General features: G+C 60.9%; 20 protein-coding genes. 16 read left to right on the forward strand and 4 right to left on the reverse strand.

All coding sequences use genetic code 11. From position 1 onward, the window contains the following. Nucleotide 1: 1 nt before the first annotated feature. The 7 genes from J3P97_RS08025 (at nucleotide 2) to araH (ending at nucleotide 7,192) form a co-directional block, all read left to right on the forward strand. Nucleotides 2–562 carry a DUF1285 domain-containing protein gene (locus J3P97_RS08025; protein ID WP_305496045.1) on the forward strand — a complete coding sequence of 187 codons (561 nt, stop codon included), beginning with the start codon at nucleotides 2–4 and terminating at the stop codon, nucleotides 560–562. Between the two features lie 178 nt (nucleotides 563–740). Beyond that, complete coding sequence (locus tag J3P97_RS08030; RefSeq protein WP_305496044.1) at nucleotides 741–1,487, forward strand: FadR/GntR family transcriptional regulator; 747 nt, start codon at nucleotides 741–743, stop codon at nucleotides 1,485–1,487. Continuing rightward, complete coding sequence (locus tag J3P97_RS08035) at nucleotides 1,484–2,359, forward strand: SMP-30/gluconolactonase/LRE family protein (protein WP_434673867.1); 876 nt, start codon at nucleotides 1,484–1,486, stop codon at nucleotides 2,357–2,359. Before J3P97_RS08030 ends, J3P97_RS08035 begins: the two co-directional genes overlap by 4 nt. Nucleotides 2,360–2,596: 237 nt before the next feature. Beyond that, complete coding sequence (locus J3P97_RS08040; protein WP_434673868.1) at nucleotides 2,597–3,415, forward strand: SDR family oxidoreductase; 819 nt, start codon at nucleotides 2,597–2,599, stop codon at nucleotides 3,413–3,415. 174 nt (nucleotides 3,416–3,589) lie between these two features. After that, nucleotides 3,590–4,594, forward strand: coding sequence for a substrate-binding domain-containing protein (locus J3P97_RS08045; protein WP_434673869.1), 1,005 nt, complete (start codon nucleotides 3,590–3,592; stop codon nucleotides 4,592–4,594). A 75-nt stretch (nucleotides 4,595–4,669) separates the two neighbouring features. Continuing rightward, on the forward strand, nucleotides 4,670–6,214 hold the full coding sequence (araG, locus tag J3P97_RS08050) for an L-arabinose ABC transporter ATP-binding protein AraG (RefSeq protein ID WP_434673870.1): 1,545 nt from the start codon (nucleotides 4,670–4,672) through the stop codon (nucleotides 6,212–6,214). A 9-nt stretch (nucleotides 6,215–6,223) separates the two neighbouring features. Beyond that, nucleotides 6,224–7,192 (forward strand): L-arabinose ABC transporter permease AraH, encoded by a 969-nt coding sequence (gene araH / locus J3P97_RS08055; protein ID WP_305496039.1) that lies wholly within the window; start codon nucleotides 6,224–6,226, stop codon nucleotides 7,190–7,192. A 406-nt stretch (nucleotides 7,193–7,598) separates the two neighbouring features. Here araH and J3P97_RS08060 read toward each other — a convergent pair whose 3' ends face one another. Both J3P97_RS08060 and J3P97_RS08065 read right to left on the reverse strand, forming a co-directional pair. Beyond that, a complete protein-coding gene (locus J3P97_RS08060) occupies nucleotides 7,599–7,979 on the reverse strand; it encodes a Rho termination factor N-terminal domain-containing protein (protein ID WP_434625143.1) in 381 nt (126 codons plus the stop codon). A 47-nt stretch (nucleotides 7,980–8,026) separates the two neighbouring features. Continuing rightward, nucleotides 8,027–8,368 (reverse strand): hypothetical protein, encoded by a 342-nt coding sequence (locus tag J3P97_RS08065; protein WP_305496037.1) that lies wholly within the window; start codon nucleotides 8,366–8,368, stop codon nucleotides 8,027–8,029. Nucleotides 8,369–8,534: 166 nt separating this feature from the next. Here J3P97_RS08065 and J3P97_RS08070 point away from each other — a divergent pair, with 166 nt between their 5' ends. Then, entirely contained in the window at nucleotides 8,535–9,017 is a 483-nt protein-coding gene (locus J3P97_RS08070; protein ID WP_434569340.1) for a GNAT family N-acetyltransferase, read from the forward strand. Between the two features lie 3 nt (nucleotides 9,018–9,020). On the opposite strand, the gene J3P97_RS08075 is transcribed toward J3P97_RS08070, so the two are convergent. Further along, nucleotides 9,021–9,653, reverse strand: a complete 633-nt coding sequence (locus J3P97_RS08075; protein ID WP_434569339.1) for a glutathione S-transferase family protein — start codon at nucleotides 9,651–9,653, stop codon at nucleotides 9,021–9,023. A 184-nt stretch (nucleotides 9,654–9,837) separates the two neighbouring features. Here J3P97_RS08075 and J3P97_RS08080 point away from each other — a divergent pair, with 184 nt between their 5' ends. The 5 genes from J3P97_RS08080 (at nucleotide 9,838) to J3P97_RS08100 (ending at nucleotide 15,024) form a co-directional block, all read left to right on the forward strand. Continuing rightward, the gene (locus J3P97_RS08080; protein WP_434603280.1) at nucleotides 9,838–10,821 is read left to right on the forward strand and encodes a 2-dehydro-3-deoxygalactonokinase; all 984 of its coding nucleotides are present in this window, start codon (nucleotides 9,838–9,840) and stop codon (nucleotides 10,819–10,821) included. 19 nt (nucleotides 10,822–10,840) lie between these two features. Then, nucleotides 10,841–11,461: a 2-dehydro-3-deoxy-6-phosphogalactonate aldolase gene (locus J3P97_RS08085; protein ID WP_434653189.1), complete on the forward strand. Its 621-nt coding sequence runs from the start codon at nucleotides 10,841–10,843 to the stop codon at nucleotides 11,459–11,461. Between the two features lie 49 nt (nucleotides 11,462–11,510). Beyond that, nucleotides 11,511–12,659, forward strand: coding sequence for a galactonate dehydratase (gene dgoD, locus J3P97_RS08090; protein ID WP_003179439.1), 1,149 nt, complete (start codon nucleotides 11,511–11,513; stop codon nucleotides 12,657–12,659). Between the two features lie 190 nt (nucleotides 12,660–12,849). Beyond that, nucleotides 12,850–14,160, forward strand: coding sequence for an MFS transporter (locus J3P97_RS08095; protein ID WP_305496032.1), 1,311 nt, complete (start codon nucleotides 12,850–12,852; stop codon nucleotides 14,158–14,160). A gap of 60 nt (nucleotides 14,161–14,220) precedes the next feature. Beyond that, on the forward strand, nucleotides 14,221–15,024 hold the full coding sequence (locus J3P97_RS08100; protein WP_198797949.1) for an IclR family transcriptional regulator: 804 nt from the start codon (nucleotides 14,221–14,223) through the stop codon (nucleotides 15,022–15,024). Nucleotides 15,025–15,112: 88 nt separating this feature from the next. On the opposite strand, the gene J3P97_RS08105 is transcribed toward J3P97_RS08100, so the two are convergent. Beyond that, nucleotides 15,113–16,777, reverse strand: a complete 1,665-nt coding sequence (locus J3P97_RS08105; protein ID WP_434569336.1) for an electron transfer flavoprotein-ubiquinone oxidoreductase — start codon at nucleotides 16,775–16,777, stop codon at nucleotides 15,113–15,115. Between the two features lie 546 nt (nucleotides 16,778–17,323). Here J3P97_RS08105 and J3P97_RS08110 point away from each other — a divergent pair. The 3 genes from J3P97_RS08110 to J3P97_RS08120 all read left to right on the forward strand — a co-directional run bounded on the left by J3P97_RS08110 (nucleotide 17,324) and on the right by J3P97_RS08120 (nucleotide 19,905). Then, complete coding sequence (locus J3P97_RS08110; RefSeq protein WP_024776877.1) at nucleotides 17,324–18,073, forward strand: electron transfer flavoprotein subunit beta/FixA family protein; 750 nt, start codon at nucleotides 17,324–17,326, stop codon at nucleotides 18,071–18,073. Nucleotides 18,074–18,075: 2 nt separating this feature from the next. Further along, nucleotides 18,076–19,005, forward strand: a complete 930-nt coding sequence (locus J3P97_RS08115; protein ID WP_053123770.1) for an electron transfer flavoprotein subunit alpha/FixB family protein — start codon at nucleotides 18,076–18,078, stop codon at nucleotides 19,003–19,005. Nucleotides 19,006–19,080: 75 nt separating this feature from the next. Next, nucleotides 19,081–19,905, forward strand: coding sequence for a substrate-binding periplasmic protein (locus J3P97_RS08120; RefSeq protein WP_434673871.1), 825 nt, complete (start codon nucleotides 19,081–19,083; stop codon nucleotides 19,903–19,905). Nucleotides 19,906–19,913 lie beyond the last annotated feature (8 nt).

A 19,913-nucleotide genomic window follows, 5' to 3' on the forward strand; every position in this document is an offset into this window, starting at 1 on the left:
CATGAGCGGACCGCAAAAAGCCAATGACCTGCTGGGACAGATCCCGAAGACCAAAGGCCTGCCGCCGGTCCACTTGTGGAACCCCGACTTCTGCGGCGACATCGACATGCGCATCGCCCGTGATGGCACCTGGTATTACCTGGGCACGCCGATCGGGCGCAAGCCGATGGTCAAGCTGTTCTCCACCATCATTCGCCGCGACGGCGATGATTATTTCCTGATCACCCCTGTGGAAAAAGTCGGCATCAAAGTCGACGACGCCCCGTTCGTGGCCGTGACCCTTGAGGTCGAGGGGGAGGGGGAAGGGCAGTTGCTGCGCTTTACTACCAACGTTGAGGAAACCACCGAAGCCGGCCCCGATCATCCGATGCGGGTGGTCATCGACCCCCAGACCCAGGAGCCTGCGCCGTACGTGCACGTGCGCAGCAACCTCGAAGCGCTGATTCATCGCAACGTGTTCTATCAACTGGTGGAGTTGGCAGTGAGTCGCGAGATCGATGGTCAGCGCTGGCTGGGCGTGTGGAGCGGCGGCGTGTTTTTCCCCATCGGTCTTGAGCCCTGAATCCTGGGTGGGAGCGAGCCTGCTCGCGAAAGCGGCAGCATAGTCGACACCTTTTTATGCAGACCCACCGCTTTCGCGAGCAAGCCCGCTGCCACAGTGGTTATGCAAAATTCAAATTGACACCCAATCATATGATGATTAGCGTGGGCGCCTGATAAGAAAAGCCCACGGGGTAGTCATGTCCAGCAGTTTTCACGCGTCGACCGTCGATTGGCTGGGTGGCTGGATTGCCGCCGGCCAGGTCAAGCCTGGGCAAACCATCAAGGTCGAGGCAGATCTGGGCGAGCAACTGGGCGTCAGCCGCACGGTGATCCGTGAGGCAATCAAGACGCTGGTGGCCAAAGGCATGTTGGAAGTCGGCCCGAAAGTCGGCACGCGAGTACTGCCGGTGCGCCGCTGGAACCTGTTCGACCCGCAGGTGGTTGGCTGGCTGTCACGCAGCGGCCTGCCGGAAAACTTCGTCGACGACCTGCTGGACCTGCGGCGCACCATCGAACCGATGGCGGTGCGCTGGGCCTGCGAACGGGCGACGGCTGATCAGGTGCAGGCGATCCGCCTGGCTTATCATGCGCTGGAGCGGGCGGTGGACAGCGGCGCCGATTACAACCTTGCCGACCAGTTTTTCCATGAATGCATTCTCGCCGCCAGCCACAATCAATTCATCGAGCAGATGGTCCCGGCCCTGGGCGCGTTGCTGGCGGTCTCGTTCGAGGTGTCGGCGGCCGATCCGGACGAATTGCGGCGCACCTTGCCGATCCACAAGGATATCGCCGAAGCCATCGCCGAGCGCGACGCGGCGCGCGGCGTCTGGGCCTGCATGACCCTGATCGACAACGCTGACCTGGCCATCAAGCGTTTCTACCCCGACGTCATGGCCGGTCGAACAGACAATACCGGGCGAGCCGGGAACGGGAGGTTGCAATGAACTGGACGGCTGTGACGGAACATCGGGCGAAACTGGGCGAGGGACCGTTCTGGGACGAGCCGACCCAGGCGCTGTATTGGGTAGATATCGCCGGCAAGCAGGCGCTGCGGCTGATCGGCGCCAATGTACAGATCTGGCAGATGCCCGAACACGTTTCCGCCTTCATCCCGACCCAGAGCGGCGATGCGTTGGTGACATTGAGCAGTGGCGTCTATCGACTGGACCTGGATTCGCCTGGGCTGGAGCCGCGCCTGAAGCTGCTGTGCATGGCCGATCCCCAGCCTGGCAATCGTGCCAATGAAGCGCGCTGTGATGCGCTGGGCCAGCTTTGGCTGGGCACCATGCAAAACAACATCGGAGAAGAGGGCGAGGACCTGCCGATCGAGCGACGTTCCGGCGGCCTGTTTCGTGTCGGCGGCGATGGTCGAGTGATGCCCCTGCTGCGCGGGTTGGGCATTCCAAATACGCTGCTATGGAGCCCCGATGGCACGACGGTGTATTTCGGTGAGAGCCTCGATGACACGCTGTATCGGCACTTCATCTACCCCGACGGCAAACTCGCGCCCGCGGAGGTCTGGTTCGGCCCCCATTCCCGTGGCGGGCCGGACGGCTCGGCGATGGATGCGCAAGGTTACATCTGGAACGCCCGCTGGGATGGCAGTTGCCTGCTGCGGCTGCATCCGGACGGCCATGTCGATCGGGTGATCGAGTTACCGGTCAGCCGTCCCACCAGTTGTGTATTCGGTGGGGACGATCTGCGAACGCTGTACATCACCAGTGCGCAAAGTCCGCTTGGGCATCCACTGGACGGTGCGGTGCTGTCGATGCGAGTGGACGTGCCGGGTGTGGCTTGTACGAGGTTTGCTGGCTAGATCCCAAAATATGGGATGTAAATATATATATTGAGATTATTTGGCGGTCGGGTTTATAGTCGGCTGCATCAGCAATACGCACTCACACTTAAAAAAACAAAACAGGTGAAGCGATGCATCGAATTTCCCCCGAACGCCCCAGCGGCGTTCGCCAGCTACTGTCGGTTATGCAGTCTCTAGACCGGTCCCCCGTGGGTGCCCGGTTTTTCTCGTGTCTTGCCGCGGGAGCCCAGGTTCATGGCTGAAGCGCTTTGCTTGCCACCGGTGCCGGAGCCGCCGCAGGGCGATCGGTTGAAAGGCAAGGTCGTGCTGCTGACGGGTGCTGCCCAGGGCATTGGCGAGGCAATCGTTGCTGCGTTTGCTTCCCAACAGGCGCGGCTGGTCATCAGCGACATCCAGGCTGAAAAAGTCGAGGCCGTCGCCGCCCATTGGCGTGGGCGCGGTGGGGATGTACATGCACTCAGGGTCGATGTTTCAAGCCAGCAGGACCTGCACGCCATGGCCCGGCGAGCGGTTGAATTGCATGGTCGCATCGACGTATTGGTGAACTGCGCTGGCGTCAATGTGTTCCGCGATCCGCTGGAAATGACCGAGGAAGACTGGCGCCGTTGCTTCGCCATCGACCTGGACGGTGCCTGGTATGGCTGCAAGGCCGTATTGCCGCAGATGATCGAGCAGGGCGTGGGCAGCATCATCAATATCGCGTCGACCCATTCGTCCCACATCATTCCCGGCTGTTTCCCTTACCCGGTGGCCAAGCATGGCCTGCTCGGGCTGACCCGTGCCCTGGGCATCGAATACGCCCCCAAAGGCGTGCGGGTGAATGCCATTGCGCCGGGCTACATCGAGACCCAGCTGAATATCGATTACTGGAATGGCTTCACCGATCCCCGGGCCGAACGCCAGCGTGCGCTGGATCTGCACCCGCCACGGCGTATCGGCCAGCCGATCGAAGTGGCAATGACGGCGGTGTTCCTGGCCAGTGACGAAGCACCTTTCATCAACGCTTCATGCATCACCATTGATGGTGGACGTTCGGTCATGTACCACGACTGAATATTTCTGGATTGCAGTGGGAAACTTCGCCTGTAATCCAATCATCATACGATATGACTATTTAGACCTATGCTGTGCAGTAACACGATTTGACCGGCCAGCCTGCGCATTTCCACCAACGTGGAGCAGATCCCTGGACGTTTGGCTTTCAATAAAAAAAACAAGGAGTCAGCTATGAAACATCGTCGTGGGATCCGTTCCCTGTGTCGCGCCGCCCTGGCGGTTACCGCGTTCAGTCTCAGCAGCCACCTGCTGGCGGCCGATGCGGTGAAAATCGGTTTCCTGGTCAAGCAGGCCGAGGAGCCCTGGTTCCAGACCGAATGGGCATTCGCCGAGAAGGCGGCCAAGGACAAAGGCTTCCAGTTGATCAAGATCGCCGTGCCTGACGGCGAGAAAACCCTCTCCGCTATCGACAGCCTGGCCGCCAACGGTGCCAAGGGCTTTGTGATCTGCCCGCCGGACGTGTCCCTGGGCCCGGCCATCATGGCCAAGGCCAAGCTCAACGACCTCAAGGTGATCGCCGTGGACGACCGTTTCGTCGACGCCAACGGAAAATTCATGGAAGACGTGCCGTACCTGGGCATGGCCGCGTTCGAGGTTGGCCAGAAACAAGGCGCCGCGATGGCTGCCGAAGCGAAAAAACGCAATTGGGACTGGAAAGAAACCTACGCGGTGATCAACACCTTCAACGAGCTGGACACCGGTAAGAAACGCACCGACGGTTCGGTCGATGCCCTGAAGAAGGCAGGTATGCCGGAAGACCATATCCTCTTCTCGGCGCTGAAAACCCTCGACGTGCCGGGCAGCATGGACTCCACCAACTCGGCGTTGGTCAAGCTGCCAAGCGCCGCAAAAACCCTGATCATCGGCGGCATGAACGACAATACTGTGCTGGGCGGCGTGCGCGCTACCGAAGCCGCCGGGTTCAATGCCAAGAACGTGATCGGTATCGGCATCAACGGCACCGACGCCATCGGCGAGCTGAAGAAACCAAATAGTGGCTTCTTCGGTTCGATGCTGCCAAGCCCGCACATCGAAGGCTACAAGACCGCGGAAATGATGTACGAGTGGATCACCACCGGCAAGGAGCCGCCGAAGTACACCGCCATGGACGAGGTGACGCTGATCACCCGGGAGAACTTCAAGCAGGAACTGGAAAAGATCGGCCTGTGGAATTGACGGCTGGTTGATTCAAAAGCGGCCCTGGTCACAGGCGTGACCGGGCCGCTTGATCTCTGTGAGTTCGAGGTGGTTATGCAAGCGCAAACAGCGACACGGCAACACAACACTGGCGGCAGCTTGCGATTCAACGGGATCGGCAAGACCTTTCCCGGCGTGCAGGCCCTGGCCAATATCAGTTTCGTCGCCCATCCAGGACAGGTTCATGCCTTGATGGGTGAAAACGGCGCGGGCAAGTCCACGTTGCTCAAGATCCTTGGCGGCGCCTATATCCCGAGCAGCGGCGACTTGCAGATCGGTGAGCAGACGATGGCGTTCAAAGGCACCGCCGACAGCATCGGCAGCGGTGTGGCGGTGATTCACCAGGAGCTGCACCTGGTGCCGGAAATGACCGTCGCCGAAAACCTGTTCCTTGGCCATTTGCCGGCGCGTTTCGGCCTGGTCAATCGCGGTGTGCTGCGCCAGCAGGCGTTGGCGCTGCTCAAAGGCCTGGCGGACGAAATCGACCCGCAGGAAAAAGTCGGTCGCCTGTCCCTCGGCCAGCGCCAGTTGGTGGAAATCGCCAAGGCCTTGTCCCGTGGCGCCCACGTCATTGCTTTCGACGAACCGACCAGCAGCCTCTCGGCGCGGGAAATCGACCGTTTGATGGCGATCATCGCCCGCCTGCGGGACGAGGGCAAAGTGGTGTTGTACGTCAGCCACCGGATGGAAGAAGTCTTTCGAATCTGTAACGCGGTGACGGTGTTCAAGGACGGTCGTTATGTCCGGACCTTCGAAAACATGAGCGAGTTGACCCATGATCAACTCGTCACCTGCATGGTCGGTCGTGATATCCAGGACATCTATGACTACCGTCCGCGTGAGCGTGGCGATGTGGCGCTGCAGGTGAAGGGGCTGCTGGGGCCGGGCCTGCGCGAGCCGGTGAGTTTCGAGGTGCACAAGGGTGAAATTCTTGGCCTCTTCGGGCTGGTCGGCGCCGGTCGTACCGAGCTGTTTCGTTTGCTCAGTGGCCTGGAGCGCCAGAGCGAGGGCAGTCTCGTGCTGCACGGCAAGGAACTGAAACTGCGTTCGCCACGGGATGCCATCGGCGCTGGCGTGCTGCTCTGCCCGGAGGACCGCAAGAAGGAAGGCATCATTCCGTTGGGCAGTGTCGGCGAGAATATCAATATCAGCGCGCGTCCGTCCCATTCGACCCTCGGCTGCCTGCTGCGCGGCGAATGGGAGCGGGGCAATGCCGACAAGCAGATCAAGTCGCTGAAAGTGAAGACCCCGGCGGCGAGCCAGAAAATCATGTACCTGTCCGGTGGCAACCAGCAGAAGGCGATCCTCGGGCGTTGGCTGTCGATGCCGATGAAGGTCCTGCTGCTGGACGAGCCGACACGGGGCATCGACATCGGTGCCAAGGCCGAGATCTACCAGATCATCCACAACCTGGCGGCCAATGGCATCGCCGTGATCGTGGTGTCCAGCGACCTGATGGAAGTGATGGGTATTTCTGACCGGATCCTGGTGCTGTGCGAAGGGGCCATGCGCGGCGAGCTGCCGCGTGACCAGGCCAACGAATCCAACCTGCTGCAACTGGCGCTGCCGCGCCAACGCGTTGCCGACGCGGCGAACTGAGAGGTAATCATGACCATTCAAAACAATGCACTGCCAACGGCACGCAAGCCCCTCGACCTGCGCCGCTTCCTCGACGACTGGGTCATGCTGCTAGCGGCTATCGGCATCTTTGTGCTCTGCACCCTGATGATCGACAACTTCCTGTCGCCGCTGAACATGCGGGGCCTGGGCCTGGCGATTTCCACCACCGGCATTGCCGCCTGCACCATGCTTTATTGCCTGGCTTCCGGGCACTTCGACCTGTCGGTGGGCTCGGTGATTGCCTGTGCCGGCGTGGTCGCTGCCGTGGTAATGCGCGACACCAACAGCGTGTTCCTCGGTGTCAGCGCGGCGCTGGTGATGGGCCTGATCGTCGGTCTTATCAACGGCATCGTCATTGCAAAACTACGGGTCAACGCGTTGATCACGACGCTGGCGACGATGCAGATCGTTCGCGGCCTGGCGTATATCTTCGCCAACGGTAAAGCGGTCGGCGTGTCCCAGGAATCGTTCTTCGTGTTCGGCAACGGCCAGCTGTTTGGCGTGCCGGTGCCGATCCTGATCACGATTGTCTGCTTCCTGTTCTTCGGCTGGTTGTTGAACTACACCACCTACGGGCGCAACACCATGGCCATCGGCGGCAACCAGGAAGCGGCGTTGCTGGCGGGGGTGAACGTTGACCGCACGAAGATCATCATCTTCGCCGTGCATGGCGTGATTGGCGCGCTGGCGGGTGTGATCCTGGCGTCGCGCATGACCTCGGGCCAACCGATGATCGGCCAGGGCTTCGAGCTGACGGTGATCTCGGCCTGTGTATTGGGCGGGGTTTCGCTGAGTGGCGGGATCGGCATGATTCGCCATGTCATTGCCGGTGTACTGATCCTCGCGATCATCGAGAACGCGATGAACCTGAAGAATATCGACACCTTCTACCAGTACGTCATCCGTGGTTCGATCCTGTTGCTGGCGGTGGTGATCGACCGGTTGAAGCAGCGCTGAAGGTCACTGGCGACTGATCTTCCGCTATCGCGAGCAAGCTCGCTCCCACAGGGTTTGTGCCCGGCGCAGAAACACAGCGCAACGCAGATCCTATGTGGGAGCGAGCCTGCTCGCGAAGCCATCAGCACATCCAACACTTCCTTAGCTGACCCACCGCTTTCGCGAGCAGGCTCGCTCCCACTGGTTTTTGTGCCCGGCATATAAACAACGGCACGCCGCAGATCCCTGTGGGAGCGGGCTTGCCCGCGAAGGCGTCAGCACATCCAACACTTCCTTGGCGGACCCACCGCTTTCGCGAGCAGGCTCGCTCCCACAGGTTCTCGTGTTCGGCACAGAAATCTCGGATGCCGCAGAATCAGTGTGGGAGCGAGCCTGCTCGCGAAGGCGTTCTTGCTGACGCCAAAAATTACCCAGCCTTGCGCAACGCCTCGACCAACTCCTGCTTGCGCATCTTCGAACGTCCTGGGATGTTTTTTGCCCGGGCTTCCTTCATCAGGCTGTCCACCGTCTGAGCCTCATGGGAGGCGTTGCTGGTGCGCGGATGGCCTTCACGCGACTTGACGGCGCGCCGGGCCGATTCCTTGCGGTCGGATTGCTTGGCCTCGGCGGGTTTTTTCTTGCCGGACCCACCGGAGCGTTCGCCACCCCCGGACTGCTTGTTGACCGTCGCCCAGGCCCGAGCTTCGGCCTTGCCCTCCGGCACGCCTTTTTGCTCATAACTCTCTTCGATGTGCTCGGCCTTGCGCTTTTGCTTGTCGGTGTATTTGTCTTTGCTTCCACGAGGCATGAACTGTTCCTCCTCCGGTGTGTGAGCAGAGTCACCTGCGAGCCAGGCTATTGGTTGGCACCACCTTCCGAACCGGAGCCGCCGGTCGTGGTTTTCGAACCTACGCCGGTGTCGGCGTTATCTGGAGCGGTGGAGTCCGGGGTGTTCATGCCACCCTGGCGACCGGTGTCATTACCCTGGACCCGTGGATCGGTGCCCGTGGCGGGCGGCTGGCCATTGTTCAAGGTGCCGCCGGTGCCATCGGTATTCAGCTTGGGCAAGCCTTGGGTGGCGGGCGAGTTCGGTGCCTGTACCGGATCGGTCGGGCCGGTCCCTGAAGTCGTGGCCGCGAAAGCCGCCGAGGACAACAAAGCGGCAAATGTGAACGCAGTCAGCCTGGAACTGATCATTGTGTAGCCTCCGTTTTAGGAATGCTTGCCTGATTTTTGGCCGCGCGGGAGCGGGGATGGTGCCTTGAGGGCGACGAACGGTACTGTGAAAGTTGTCTTCAGAAGATGTGACGAGCGCCGCGCAGCGGCTTAGTATGGTGCTTTCAATTGGCTACAAGGCCCGTTCATGTCGATCGAGATCCGTCCTGCGCAACCCAGCGATGCGCCGCAAATCCTTGCCTTCATCACTGAGCTTGCCGATTACGAAAAAGCCCGCCACGAAGTCATCGCCAGCGTTACCGATATCGAGCGCAGCCTGTTCAGCGAAGGCGCAACCGCCCATGGGTTGATGTGCCTGCGTGATGGCGTGCCGATCGGTTTCGCGGTGTTTTTCTTCAGTTACTCCACCTGGCTGGGCAGCAATTGCCTGTACCTCGAAGACCTCTATATCACTCCCGAACAACGCGGCGGCGGGGCGGGCAAGACGTTGTTGCGGCATCTGGCGAAGATCGCCTGCGACAACGACTGCGGTCGCTTCGAGTGGAGCGTCCTGGATTGGAACACCCCGGCCATCGAATTCTACAAATCCCTCGGCGCGCAACCCCAGGAAGAGTGGGTGCGCTACCGCATGGATGGCAAGGTGCTGCGGGATTTCGCTAACGGCAATTAAGGCTTACGAGTAGGCGCTGGACGCGTATTCGGCAAATCCCGGACGCTGTTCGAGCCGCTTGCAATAGGCGGCCACGGCTGGATAGTCCGGACGCTCCATGGGCGTCTGGCGCCAGCGGTGCGCGGACAGGCCGATAAGCACGTCCGCCAGGGAAAATTTCGCGCCGGCCACATAGGCGCCGGTGTGATTCAACTGCTGCTCGAGCAACCCCATCTTCTCGTTCCAGCCTTTAACCCCGGCAGCGATGAGCTGTGGGTCCTGGAAATCCGGATGTTTGCGCACCAACCCATAAAACGCATCCCCCCACGACGGATTGAGCTCCGTGGCTTGCCAGTCCATCCACTGCTCGACGCGCGCGCGGGCGGCAGGTTCGATGGGCAACAAATCGGCGCGCCCATGCTTGCCCACCAGGTAGCGGCAAATAGTGTTCGACTCCCAGAGCACGCCGTTCTCATCAATGATCACCGGCACCTGGGCGTTGGGGTTGAGGGCCAGGAATGCCGGATCATGGGTCGACGCAAAGCCGATACCCCAATCTTCGCGTTCGTAAGGGATGTCCAGTTCCTGACAGGTCCAGAGTACCTTTCTGACGTTGATCGAAGAGGTACGGCCGAGGATCTTCAGTGAGTGTTCCATTTTTTGTCCCTGATGTTTGGCGTCCGGTCAAAAAACGTAGCAGGGTCTCATGCAGATAGCGATGGTTTTGCGGGACGCTTCTATATCCCAATATATGGGAGTGATATTTATATATTGAGATTTTCCAGCGCTCGGGTTTATAGTCCGCTTCACTCACTGCCAATAAACAAAACAGGTGAAGCGGATGCAGGCGCAATTGATAGCGCTCGATTGGGGTACCACCTCATTACGAGCTTACAAACTTGCCGCTGGAGGCGAGGTGCTCGAACAGCGTTCGCTGTCGTCGGGGATCATGCAGTTGCCGTCCGGGCCGCGCACGGTCGCCGGCCAGGAGTGCAACAACGGTTTCGAACTGGCCTTCGATGAAGCCTGCGGCGACTGGCTCGATGCGCAGCCAGGTTTGCCCGTCATCGCTTGTGGCATGGTCGGCAGCGCCCAGGGCTGGCGTGAAGCGCCTTACTGCGACACGCCGGCAAACGTCGCCAACCTCGGACATTCCCTACAGGTCATCCGCAGTCTTCGCGGAGTCGATGTGCACATTGTGCCGGGAGTGATCCAACGTTCCCGGCTGCCCAATGTCATGCGCGGCGAAGAAACCCAGGTGCTCGGTGCGTTGGCCAGCCTGCCGAACGAAGCGGTGCTGATCGGCCTGCCGGGCAGCCATTCGAAATGGGTGGAAGTGGCCGATGGCTGCATCGTGCATTTCGACACCTTCATGACCGGCGAGATCTTCGCCGTGCTCAGCGACCACAGCATTCTCGGCCGCACCCAGCAACGCGGTGTGGCGTTCGACGGCGCGGCGTTTGATCGTGGCGTGCAGGTAGCGCTGTCGGTAGACGGCCAGATCGGCCCGCTGTCCACGGTATTCAGCGCCCGCAGTCTGGGCTTGACCGGCGAACTCGGTGCCAGCGCCCAGGCCGACTATCTTTCCGGCCTGCTCATCGGCCATGAACTGACCGCCCTGGCCGCCGTGCAGCGGCAGCGACGCAACAGCGTGCATCTGCCAACGGTGGTGCTGATCGGCAACTCTCAACTATGTGCCCGCTATCAACGGGCTCTCGACGCCTGCGGGTTCGCCCGCGTGACCCTGGCCGAACAGGCCACCGAACGCGGGCTGTGGCAACTGGCCGTGGCGGCCGGGCTGCTCGATTCCACCGCATCGCGCTAAACCTCACTGGAGACTTGAAATGCTCACCCAAGCACTGGCGCAAAACGGGCTGATCGCGATCTTGCGCGGCCTACGTCCCGAAGAGGCGGCCGCTATCGGCGAAGTCCTTTATGACGCCGGATTTCGCGTCATCGAAGTACCGCTCAATTCTCCTGAGCCGTACGAAAGTATCCGCATCCTGCGCAGCACGTTGCCCGCCGATTGCCTGATCGGTGCCGGCACCGTGCTCACACCGGAGCAGGTCGAGCAGGTGAAAGCGGCTGGCGGCCAGGTGATCGTCATGCCCCACAGCGATCCGAAGGTGCTGCGCGCGGCGAAAGCGGCGGGCCTGTACCTGTCGCCCGGCGTCGCCACGCCCACCGAAGCCTTCGCTGCGCTGGCCGAGGGTGCTCATGTGTTGAAGATGTTTCCGGCCGAGCAGATGGGCCCGGCAGTGGTGAAGGCCTGGCTTGCGGTGTTGCCGGCCGGGACCGTGCTGGTGCCGGTGGGCGGGATCACGCCGGACAACATGGCGGTGTTCATCGAGGCTGGCGTCAAGGGTTTCGGCCTCGGTTCCGGGCTGTTCAAGCCGGGCCTGACAGTGGACGAAGTGGCGGTGCGCGCCAAGGCCTACGTGGCCGCATGGAACGCTTTGAGCTGAAGACTTTCCCAGCGCCCCGCGCGCTGCATCCGACAAGAGAGACAAGAAGATGAAAATCACCAAGTTGACCACCTTTATCGTTCCGCCGCGCTGGTGCTTCCTCAAGGTCGAGACCGACGAGGGCGTGACGGGTTGGGGCGAGCCGGTGGTCGAAGGCCGTGCCCACACGGTGGCGGCCGCCGTCGAGGAATTGTCCGACTACCTGATCGGCAAAGACCCACGCAACATCGAGGACATCTGGACCGTGCTCTATCGCGGCGGTTTCTACCGCGGTGGTGCCATTCACATGAGCGCGCTGGCCGGTATCGATCAGGCGTTATGGGACATCAAGGGCAAGGCCTTGGGCGTGTCGGTCAGCGATCTGCTGGGCGGCCAGGTGCGCGACAAGATCCGCGTCTATTCGTGGATCGGCGGCGACCGCCCGGCGGACACCGCCCGAGCGGCGAAAGAAGCCGTTGCACGGGGCTTCACTGCGGTGAAGATGAACGGCACCGAGGAGCTGCAATTTCTCGACACGTTTGAAAAAGTCGACCTGGCCCTGGCCAACGTGGCGGCGGTGCGCGATGCGGTCGGGCCGAACGTCGGCATTGGCGTGGACTTCCATGGCCGCGTGCACAAGCCGATGGCCAAGGTGCTGATGAAGGAGCTCGACCCTTACAAGCTGATGTTCATCGAGGAGCCGGTGCTCAGCGAAAACTACGAAGCGCTCAAGGAACTGGCACCACTGACCAGCACGCCGATCGCCTTGGGCGAACGGTTGTTCTCGCGCTGGGACTTCAAGCGGGTGCTCAGCGAAGGCTACGTGGACATCATCCAGCCGGATGCCTCCCACGCCGGCGGCATCACCGAAACCCGCAAGATCGCCAACATGGCCGAGGCCTATGACGTGGCGCTGGCGTTGCACTGCCCGCTGGGCCCGATCGCGCTGGCGGCGTGCCTGCAGCTGGACGCGGTTTGCTACAACGCGTTCATCCAGGAGCAGAGCCTGGGTATCCATTACAACGAGAGCAACGACTTGCTGGATTACATCAAGGATCCGCAGGTGTTCGACTATGACAAAGGCTTCGTGAAGATCCCCAACGGCCCGGGCCTGGGCATCGAGATCAACGAGGAATACGTCATCGAGCGCGCGGCCATCGGCCACCGCTGGCGCAACCCGATCTGGCGCCATGCCGATGGCAGTTTTGCCGAGTGGTGAATGCCTGGCCGTCCACTTTCCCCGTGGCGAGGGAGCTTGCTCCCGCTCGGCTGCGCAGCAGTCGCACAAGCATCAACGCATAAACCCAGGGGCTGCTACGCAGCCCAGCGGGAGCAAGCTCCCTCGCCACGGTAGTGATGTGACCGCTCAAGAGTTTCACCCTCAATAAACATAAAAAGAGGCACCTCACATGCAAGCGCACACCCTTAGCGCGCAGGCGTCGTTGGTGACGCCCAGCCGCAAGCGTTTTTTCATCATGGTCCTGCTGTTCATCACCGTGGTGATCAATTACCTGGACCGCAGCAACCTCTCGATTGCCGCCCCCGCACTGACCAGCGAACTGGGGATCGATCCGATCCATGTCGGGCTGATTTTCTCGGCGTTCGGCTGGACCTACGCCGCCATGCAGATTCCCGGTGGCTGGCTGGTGGACCGCGTGCCGCCACGCATTCTCTACAGCGTGGCGCTGCTGCTCTGGTCGGTGGCCACGGTGATGCTCGGTTTCGCTGCCAGCTTCATCGCGCTGTTTGTCCTGCGCATGGCCGTCGGCGCCCTGGAAGCGCCGGCTTATCCGATCAACAGCCGCGTGGTCACCACTTGGTTTCCCGAGCGTGAACGGGCCACGGCAATCGGTTTTTATACGTCCGGGCAATTTGTCGGCCTGGCATTCCTGACGCCGGTCCTGGCCTGGCTGCAGCATGCCTTCGGCTGGCACATGGTGTTCGTCGTGACCGGTGCCGTCGGCATTCTCTGGGCGGTGATCTGGTACGCGGTGTATCGCGAGCCGCGGGATTTCAAAGGCGCCAACGCCGCTGAAATCGAACTGATCCGCGAAGGCGGCGGGCTGGTGGATATCCAGGCCGAGACGGCCAAGGCCAAGGCGAAATTCAGCTGGACCGATCTCGGCATCGTCCTGACCCAGCGCAAGCTCTGGGGGATTTACCTGGGCCAGTTCTGCCTCAACTCCACGCTGTGGTTCTTCCTGACGTGGTTTCCGACCTACCTGGTGAAATATCGCGGCATGGACTTCATCAAGTCCGGCTTGCTGGCGTCGCTGCCGTTTCTCGCGGCGTTTGTCGGCGTGTTGTGTTCCGGGTTCTTCTCCGACTGGCTGATCCGTCGCGGCGCCACAGTGGGGTTCGCGCGCAAGCTGCCGATTATCGGTGGTCTGTTGATTTCCACGGCAATCATCGGCGCCAATTTCGTCGAGTCGACGCCGCTGGTGATTGCATTCCTGGCCCTGGCCTTTTTCGGCAACGGCCTGGCGTCGATCACCTGGTCGCTGGTATCGACTCTGGCGCCGGCACGGCTGTTGGGATTGACCGGTGGGGTGTTCAATTTCATCGGCAACCTGGCGGCCATCGCCACGCCGATCGTCATTGGTTTTCTCGCCAGCGGCGATTCGTTTGCCCCGGCCATCACCTACATCGCCGTTCTGGCGTTGATTGGCGCGCTGTCCTACATCCTGCTGGTCGGGAAAGTGGAGCGCATCGAGTTGTAGTCCCGAGGGGCGGGCGACCATAATGCCGCCCGTTCCCCCGCTCATTGTGAAAGGCCGGATATGCAGCAAGACGATCCAAAAATCATCAAGGACGCCGCGCCTACAGGCACCCAGACATTGCTGCGTGGCCTGGGCGTGGTCCAGGCGGTCGCCAGCGGCGCCCGTGACTTGAAGGAAATCGCCCGGCTGATCGGCACCACCCGCAGCACCACCCATCGCCTCGCCAGTTGCCTGGTGGACGAGCGTTATCTGCGTGTGGTGCCGCAAGTGGGCTATCTGCTGGGGCCGAAGCTGATCGAGCTGGGTTTCCAGGCGCGGGAAGAACTGCCGTTGGTGAGCCTGGCGGGGCCGTACCTGGACGAGCTGTCGGCGCTCACCGGAGACACCGTCCACCTGGCGATTCGCGAGGGCGACGAGGTCCTGTACCTGTTGAAAAATCCGGGCCGCAACGGACCGGAAATGCGCTCACGGGTGGGCCACCGCATGCCGCTCGCGCGCACCGGGATCGGCAAGGCACTGATGCTCGATGACTCCCAGGAGCAATGGAAAAGGCTGTACGAGATCAGCCTTCCAGCGGGTGGGAAGAATCAGTTCTGGCCCCAGCATCAGGAGCAATCCTGGGAGCAGTTCCAGCAACGAATGGTGGAATACGTAGCAGGCGGCTATGCCTTCGACCTCGAAGACAACGAACCGTCGATTCGTTGCGTGGCGGCACCGATCCGCGACGCCGGCAAGCGTATCGTCGCCGGTATCAGCATCGCCAGCACCGTGCCGTACATGCCGCTGGAAAAGATGGCCGAGCTGATTCCCCTGGTCAAAGGCGTCACCGCGCGGCTGTCGGCGGAGCTGGGCGCCAAGGTCTGACGGCCGTCACGCATGGTGTTGGGGTGTTTTTTGATGGCAGGCAACAAAAAGGCCCCCATTCGGGAGCCTTGATGTTCAGCGGATCGGCTTACATGTTCGGGTAGGTCGGTCCGCCGGCGCCTTCCGGCGTGACCCAGGTGATGTTCTGTGCAGGGTCCTTGATGTCGCAGGTCTTGCAGTGAACGCAGTTCTGGGCGTTGATCTGGAAGCGCTTCTCACCGTCTTCCTTGGTGATCACTTCGTATACGCCGGCCGGGCAGTAGCGCTGGGCCGGTTCGTCATACAGTGGCAGGTTCTTGCCGATCGGGATGCTCGGGTCGGTCAGCTTCAGGTGGCAAGGCTGTTCTTCTTCATGGTTGGTACCGGAGATGAACACCGAACTGAGCTTGTCGAAGCTGATCTTGCCGTCCGGTTTCGGGTAGTCGATCTTCTTGCAATCGGCCGCCAGTTTCAGGCACGCATAGTCCGGCTTGGTATCGCGCAGGGTGAACGGAATCTTGCCGCCGAAGATGTTCTGGTCGAGCCAGTTGAAGCCGCCGCCGACGATCGCGCCGTACTTGTGGATCGCTGCGCCGAAGTTGCGACTGGCGAACAGTTCTTCGTACAGCCAGCTGCTCTTGAAGCCATCAACATAGGCGGTCAGTTCGTCACCGCCTTCGGACTCGGCGAACAGGCGATCAGCCACTGCTTCGGCGGCGAGCATGCCCGACTTCATTGCGGTGTGGCTGCCCTTGATCTTGGCGAAGTTCAACGTACCGAGGTCGCAACCGATCAGCGCGCCGCCCTTGAAGATCATTTTCGGCAACGAATTCAGGCCGCCCTTGGCGATGGCGCGAGCACCGTAACTGACGCGCTTGCCACCTTCCAGATACTGCTTGAGCACCGGGTGATGCTTGAGGCGCTGGAACTCGTCGAACGGCGACAGAAAGGTGTTGCTGTAGGAAAGATCGACGATCAGACCGACCACCACCTGATTGTTTTCCAGGTGATAAAGGAACGAGCCGCCGGTGTTTTCGGTGCCCATGATGTCTAGCGGCCAACCGGCGGTGTGCACCACCAGGCCAGGCTGATGCTTGGCCGGGTCGATTTCCCAGATCTCTTTCAGACCGATGCCGTAGTGCTGGGTGTCGGCCTCGCTGTCCAGGTTGAAGCGCTTGATCAGTTGCTTGCCGATGTGACCACGGCAGCCTTCGGCGAACAGCGTGTACTTGCCACGCAGTTCCATGCCTGGGGTGTAGAGGCCTTCCTTCGGGTTGCCTTCACGGTCGACACCCAGGTCGCCGGTGATGATGCCGCGAACCACGCCGTTTTCATCGAACAGCGCTTCCTGGGCGGCGAAGCCAGGGTAGATTTCCACGCCCAGGTTCTCGGCCTGCTGGGCCAGCCAGCGGCACAGGTTGCCCAGGGAAATAATATAGTTGCCTTCGTTGTGCATGGTCTTGGGCACAAAGAAGTCGGGGATTTTGCTCGCCGCCTCGGCGTTTCGCAGGACATAAATGTCATCGCGCACGACCGGCGTGTTCAACGGCGCGCCGAGTTCTTTCCAGTCCGGGAACAGTTCGTTCAGGGCACGCGGTTCGAACACCGCGCCGGAGAGAATGTGCGCACCGACCTCGGAGCCTTTTTCGACCACGCAGACGCTGATTTCCTTACCGGCTTCGGCGGCCTTCTGTTTCAGTCGGCAAGCGGCAGACAGGCCAGCGGGGCCGGCGCCGACGATGACCACGTCGAATTCCATGTATTCGCGTTCCACAGGCTATCTCCTACTCAAGGCTCAACAGTTTTTTCTAATTGGAGGTTTGGCGTTGCATCCGTTATTTCCTTCGCCGCGCGACGAAAGCGGCAATGGATGACCCGCGCTTCTCTCTCTGAGCGGCGCATTATATCTACACCACTCTTGGGGTCCAATACAAACGTTCGTTTGAAATTGCCGCAGCCCAGATAAATCACTGACGTACGGCTTATGACCGACCATTTTGCCGTATTGACCGGAATAGGCGTTCCGGTCAAGATACGGGCGGTTTTGCGCTCGCCGTAGGCTGACTGTTGGTTTCAAGAGCACCTCTAAAGACAGGGCGAAGGCAGCACAAAGTGACGAGGTGCGCGGTTCGGACGCGCAGTTTACACGCCGCGATAATGAATGACTCATCGGTCATCACTGACGAATGGTCTTCACTCCCGTGAGCAAGGTCATGTGTGGTTCATGCCGGCGTTTTTAGAGGTGCCCTTGCGCCCATGATCATCAACCGCCAGGTTCGCCCAGGCGACTTTCTTTTCACCGGAGAGTAACGAGGAATCCATGAAGGTTCTTGTAGCTGTCAAACGAGTGGTCGACTATAACGTCAAGGTTCGCGTCAAGGCGGACAACTCCGGCGTCGACCTCGCCAACGTCAAGATGTCGATGAACCCCTTCTGCGAAATCGCCGTGGAAGAAGCCGTACGCCTGAAAGAAAAAGGCGTGGCGACCGAGATCGTTGTCGTCTCCATCGGCCCGACCACCGCCCAGGAGCAACTGCGTACTGCGCTGGCGCTGGGTGCCGATCGCGCCATCCTCGTCGAATCCGCCGAAGAGCTGACTTCCCTGGCCGTTGCCAAACTGTTGAAAGCCGTTGTCGACAAGGAACAGCCACAGCTGGTGATCCTCGGCAAACAGGCCATCGACAGCGACAACAACCAGACTGGCCAGATGCTTGCTGCGTTGAGCGGCTACGGCCAGGGCACCTTCGCTTCGAAAGTCGAAGTGTCCGGCGACAGCGTTGCCGTGACCCGCGAGATCGACGGCGGCGCGCAGACGGTTTCCCTGAAACTGCCGGCCATTGTCACCACCGACCTGCGTTTGAACGAGCCGCGTTATGCGTCCCTGCCAAACATCATGAAAGCCAAGAAGAAGCCGCTTGAAGTGCTGACTCCGGATGCTTTGGGCGTTTCCACCGCCTCCACCAACAAGACCCTGAAGGTCGAAGCGCCGGCTGCACGCAGCGCGGGCATCAAGGTCAAGTCGGTGGCTGAACTGGTCGAGAAACTGAAAAACGAAGCGAAGGTAATCTGACTATGACTATCTTGGTAATCGCCGAACACGATAACAAGGCGCTGGCTCCGGCCACGCTGAACACCGTTGCTGCCGCGGCCAAAATCGGTGGCGATGTGCACGTGCTGGTGGCCGGGCAGGGCGCAAGTGCCGTTGCCGAAGCTGCTGCTAAAATTGCCGGCGTGGCAAAAGTACTGTCGGCCGACAACGCCGCCTACGCACATCAGCTGCCGGAAAACGTTGCTCCGCTGGTGGCCGAGCTGGGCAAGGGCTACAGCCACATCCTGGCTGCCGCTACCTCCAACGGCAAGAACATCCTGCCGCGCGTGGCTGCCGCACTGGACGTCGACCAGATCTCCGAAATCATCTCGGTGGAGAGCGCCGATACTTTCAAGCGCCCGATCTACGCTGGCAACGCCATCGCCACCGTACAATCGACCGCTGCGATCAAGGTCATCACCGTGCGCGCCACCGGTTTCGACCCGGTTGCCGCCGAAGGTGGCTCGGCTGCCGTTGAAGCGGTAGGCGCTGCTCATGACGCCGGCATCTCCAGCTTCGTCAACGAAGAACTGGCGAAATCCGATCGCCCTGAGCTGACCGCTGCCAAGATCGTCGTTTCCGGCGGTCGCGGCATGCAGAACGGTGACAACTTCAAGCACCTGTACGCCCTGGCCGACAAGCTGGGCGCTGCCGTCGGCGCTTCCCGCGCCGCGGTCGACGCAGGTTTTGTGCCCAACGACATGCAGGTCGGCCAGACCGGCAAGATCGTTGCGCCACAGCTGTACATCGCCGTCGGTATCTCCGGCGCGATCCAGCACCTGGCCGGCATGAAAGACTCCAAGGTGATCGTTGCGATCAACAAGGACGAAGAAGCGCCGATCTTCCAGGTGGCCGATTATGGCCTGGTGGCTGACCTGTTCGAAGCCATCCCCGAGCTGGAGAAGCTGGTCTAATCCGGCGTCTTCACTTATAAAGAGCCCGGCCTTTGGCCGGGTTTTTTTATTTCTGCTTCCGGGGAGCGTAGCGCCATGGATCTTCGCCGTTTGGCCGGTTGGTCGTTGTTGTGGACATTGGCTTGCATGCCAGGCCTGTCTGTCGCCGCTGGCAAATGTGAGCGTCTGGTCGCCACTGGCAGCCCCGATGCGCCGCCTTATCTTTGGCAAGACCCCCAGGACCCCAAGCACCTGATCGGCGCTGGCGCCGAACTGCTGGAGCAGGTGGCTAAGGCGCTGGGGATCAAGATCGAGCTGCTCTACGCCGGCAAGCGTGCCCAGGCATTGGACGAGGTGCGCAGCGGGCGCATGGACCTGCTCACCGATGCTCCGCTGACCACGAACGGGCTGGAAAGCCTCGATTACGTGCATCCGGCCTTGCTGGAAAATGATTACCTGGTCTGGACCCGCAAGGATTCGACGTTGCTCATCACCCGGCCCGAGGACCTTCACGGACATCCCGGAGCCTTGTCGGAGAAGGCCCGAATGACCCAGGGATTCAGCGTCTTTGCCGAGCGGAACCTAACCCTGACCCGGACGCCCAACCTGACCCAGGCCTTTCAGAAATTGCTGCTGGGTGAAGTGGAATATGTCTTGGCAGGACGCTACTCGGGCATGGCGATGGCGCAGACATTGGGGATGGCCAATGATCTGCAGGCGGCACCGCAACCGGTGGATAAACCGGGATTGTTCCTCGCGATTTCCCATAACTCCGCCTGCAACGACCCATGGTTGCGCGGACAGCTGGCGCAAAAGATGACAGAATTGGCCGCGTCCGGCCTGACGGAGGCTGTGTTGCAGCGCAATCTGGAGCGTTGGAGAACACAGTTGCAGCCACCTGTCAGCGCCCCAAAACAGTAGGGAACATT

Source organism: Pseudomonas sp. R1-15 (genome assembly GCF_051132085.1).
Taxonomy (GTDB): domain Bacteria; phylum Pseudomonadota; class Gammaproteobacteria; order Pseudomonadales; family Pseudomonadaceae; genus Aquipseudomonas.